Annotated in this window: 3 protein-coding genes; all 3 read right to left on the reverse strand. The window is 43.1% G+C overall.

Going from position 1 to position 4129, the window contains the following annotated elements; genetic code table 11:
* The coding region (locus Q8907_13645) for a GH116 family glycosyl-hydrolase (GenBank protein MDP4275316.1) at positions 1 to 1988 on the reverse strand (1988 nt) is incomplete at its 3' end.
* A gap of 825 nt (positions 1989 to 2813) precedes the next feature.
* Positions 2814 to 3116: a hypothetical protein gene (locus tag Q8907_13650; GenBank protein MDP4275317.1), complete on the reverse strand. Its 303-nt coding sequence runs from the start codon at positions 3114 to 3116 to the stop codon at positions 2814 to 2816.
* A gap of 6 nt (positions 3117 to 3122) precedes the next feature.
* Complete coding sequence (locus Q8907_13655) at positions 3123 to 3932, reverse strand: hypothetical protein (protein MDP4275318.1); 810 nt, start codon at positions 3930 to 3932, stop codon at positions 3123 to 3125.
* Between the last annotated feature and the right edge of the window lie 197 nt (positions 3933 to 4129).

The following is a 4129-nucleotide window of genomic DNA, read 5'->3' on the forward strand; positions in this document are numbered from 1 at the left end:
GACTTGAGCGTGATTTTGATGTTCTTTTCGCTGGCCAGGTAACCCAATCCGCAGATGTGTGCCATGTATTGCCCCACCAATTGGTCAACCAAACAACCTTTTCCAAGCTGAAAATCAGGGTCTGAGAGCTTGGCTGATCCCATTCCGGCTCTCAATCCGGGAGCAATATCTTTCACTGAAGCCGGAGGCGCGATCTGTTGGAAATAATATTCGCCGTTAAAAATGTTTTCGTCGGTCCATTTGCTTCCTGAAAGGAACAAACTGTGGCATTTCTTCTGGAAAGCCCTGTCCTTCATGGCTTTGGCCATTTCTTCGGCAGCCCGCAAAGCACCCAGGTACCAGAATTCCATCTGTGGATTTGGACCATAATATTCCACATCCATAGTGTTGTGCTGGCAACCTTCCATCACGCCGTCCTGATTGGCATCCCAGCCGCCTTTGATCCAGGCAAAGGCAAGTACATTTTTGATGTTGGTCCAATTGCATTTCAGAAATTCAGAATCGCCCGAAAGCTGCCATTCACGGTACATTTTCATGATGCAGCCCATTTGTCCGTCGGCTGCGGCAACTCTCCATGATTTGGCATTCGACAGCGGCAACGCAGCCCTGAAACTCATCAATCCGGTAGAATCAGTAGCATAATTGAATTCCACGTCGCGCATCGTCCGGGCGAGTTCACCAAACAGGAAAGGAGTGGCCTGTTCGTAATTCCAGACATGTGTACACGAACCCATGCAAGATCCAAATTCGTTCATTACCCCTTCCCAGCCCATCAGGTGTCCGTCTTTAATCCTGAAAACGGTTTGCGACCGGAGCGTGCTGAGATTAAAAAGGGCTGCTTCTTTCACTTCTGAAGGCAAGGTCGAGGAAAGAAAAGCATTCAGGAATTGTTTTGTTTTTTGCTCCAACGCCGGAATCTGAGGAATGATTTTTTGCGAGGCATCCCAGGCATCGGCGTATTTGGCGCTGTAATAATTGCCTACTATAATCGGCGCCCATGCGTAACGATTCGGAAAATCCCAGATGATGTAAAACCTGAAGGTTTCTTTGCTGTTGGGAGCGATTTCTTTTTTAACAGCCAATGAAGCCATCGGGTCATTGTCGTAAAGTTGTTTCTTATCCGTTAGCTCACCATCGGCGCTGAAGTCGTCCCAAAAATCGAGCGTTGCCCTTTGCCAGTTATTTGGTTCCGATGAACGACGATAGCTGATTCCCCGGGATTCGTCGGTTGTCAGGGCAATCGTTCCCCAGGCGGCATCGTTTTTAGAAACATTGTCAGAATACATGAAAATACCGCTAATTCCGTTCTGCTGTTTGAATACATTCTGATTGATTTTTGCGCCGTCTGGAATATTGTCGCCCTTCCAGTCGATGTGGTATTTGCTGCCATCTTTTCCTACAAAATTGCGCATTGACCCGCATACCGAAACCTGCATTGTTTTATTCGTAAGATTCGTTACTTCATAGGTCAAAACGGCAACCGGCAATCCGCTCGCATCCGCATCGCCCGGCACCAAAGGATTAAAGCCGGTAATTTTCACCTTTACAGGTATCGTTTTATCCGAAAGATTGACCATTCCGACCGGGTATGACGCGTCGAAACTGGCTTCGGCAAAGCGCGGAAAACCATGCTGGTTGACCGGACGACCTTCGTAATGCTGATATTCGCTTGGGTGTACAGGGCCAATCAGGGCACGGGTTATCGATGACCCGCCTTCAGGTTTTACATAGATGGCAAAAAATGGCGCATCGTTTCCTTTGGTAACCGTGCTGTAACCGATGGCCGGTTTGTTCATGATTTCCCAGTCGCGCAATTCGCCGCGGCCTCCCAGCGAAACCGTTCCGGTGCCAATTCCTCCCAGCGGCAAGGCAATGTTCAGAAGATGCGCCTGATTGTAGTGTTTTAAAATGGGCCAGTCGCCGCTTGTCTGAGCAAATGTGCTTTGGAAAAGCAGAAAGAAGCAAAAAAGTAACAGGTTGGTTCTCATTTTTCCTTATTTATTCGTTTTTAAAATTCTGATTACCACTGATAAAGCCAGACATAAGCGGTGTATTCCATATCGGTCGGCCTGACGCACAACGGCTGGCCGGTCGAGTAGGCAAAGGGAATTTCACCCTAAGCCTCTCACAGAACCGTGCTTGATAGTCTCCCATCACATGGCTCTTGTTATACAAATCTATGCGTTTTATTAGTAAAACCCTAAGCGCCATTGGCAAAATAATGTCGGAAATTGTTTCCGTATCCTGCTTAACCATTCGTATGCCCGGTTTACACTTATTTTATAACGCTTGTACCGTTTTCGTATCCATTGCACTAACCGTCGTCGCAATAATTGAAATATCGGGTTTAGCATAGATATCCTGAACTTTCCATAGTAGTTAATCCATCCCCGTATATATGGTTCAAGGTATTGTGCTACTCCCACTATGCTTTTGTGGCTTAAGTGAGTAATGTCCAGTTCCCTGATTTTGGCAATTATCCGTTTCTTTGAATTGGTGCTTATTGTTGTATCTTCACTACTACGAATCAGTCCGTCTCAGCATAATGCTTTGCTATTTTGCCTACAGGTTGTGTCCATTGTACATTTGGCTTGGCATCATTATGCTGGTTCCCGAGTTCCGCAATTAAGCCCGGATATAAGTCCTACCGTTTCTATGACGCCTGCCGTATAGCCAATAAACAGGCAACCGCTATACTGATCACTCCGTTTCATACTCCGTAGCCTTTGACAGGTTGTTCCCAGTTGGCTTCGCCAAGCTCTACTTCGTTCCGGTTCTCGACACCTCTTCAACGATTCACTTGCGTTTAACTCTTATATCCTTGCCTGACAACTTCCCGGATTATCTTTTCTCAATCGCTCAGTACCAAAGCTCTTTACCTCAGCACCATTGAGTGGCTTGACGCTCCTTCCTGTAAAGTAACGCCGAAGGGCCGGTTCCTTCATCTTAATTACAGCATGCAGAACTTTATTTTGCCGATGTTCTGCTTCTCTGCACACTATGAAATGTTGGGGTCTGCGTGACTGCGAACCTATCCACCGATAAGAACCTTGCCTGCGGGTGCCGCATTTGGCAAACCACTTAAACCCCAATATTTTATGAACGCGTGTTGGCAACCGTATTTATTTATTCTTTAATATCTTAAAATATTTCATATTATATTCAATCGTATCTCCAACTTTCAATTCTTTTCTATTCAAGACTATATTATCATGATGACATTCATTACAATCAATAACTTTATAAACTAAATTGTATCCACCTTTATGCCTATTTTTATCAGTGATTACTCCTTTAATAATACAATCGAAATTTTCTTTATCAACAATATATGAATAGAAATGCAAAATAGTTCTATCAGTCCCATCAGTTCTCCAAGAAGCTGTATATGGTATCCTAATTGTATCGCCTATTACAAATTTATTAAATGCTTCTTTGATTAATTTACTTTTTAATTTCAAAACTTTTTCAATACTGTCAAGAATTGGTTTATCTGGTTTAAATTCTCTATTATAACAAACAATATTGTTTTTAAAAAGTCCTTTTTTCACGGCTTCAGAATGAGCAATCGGTAATTTATCAAATCGTTTCTTACGAAGTCTATCAATTTTTTTGGATGAAATAAAATCATAAGTCACATTATAAAGCATTATAACTTCAATTGTATCACAATCTTTCTTCAATTTAATATCAGTCCATTCCAGGCCCACATCGCCAAATAATAGTTTTTCTGTTTTTTGTGGAATGCTAATTAAAAATCGTCCATCCATATCTGTTTTACCAAGAAGTAAAGTATCAGAGTTTTGAATATAAACCATTGGTAGTGGTTCTAAATCCTCTGATATAACTCGCCCAGAAATAATACGGTTTTGTCCACACAGAATCTGGTTTAAAAAGAGAATAGCAATTATTGATAATTTCGTAATTCTCACTAGTGTAGTGTTTTAATATGGTTGCCAACGGTGAGTGTATGCAGCGTGCGGGAATTCGTGGTCACTTCCTTATCCACCGTTACTGCCCTTGCCAGCGAGCTCTGAACTTGCAAATTGCTCTGAAACCCGCATGATGTATACACTATATTGTACATAGCCCATAGCCCGGCGTTTGTAGTTCAACACGGACTCATCGC

This window comes from Bacteroidota bacterium (genome assembly GCA_030706565.1).
Classification (GTDB): Bacteria; Bacteroidota; Bacteroidia; order Bacteroidales; family JAUZOH01; genus JAUZOH01.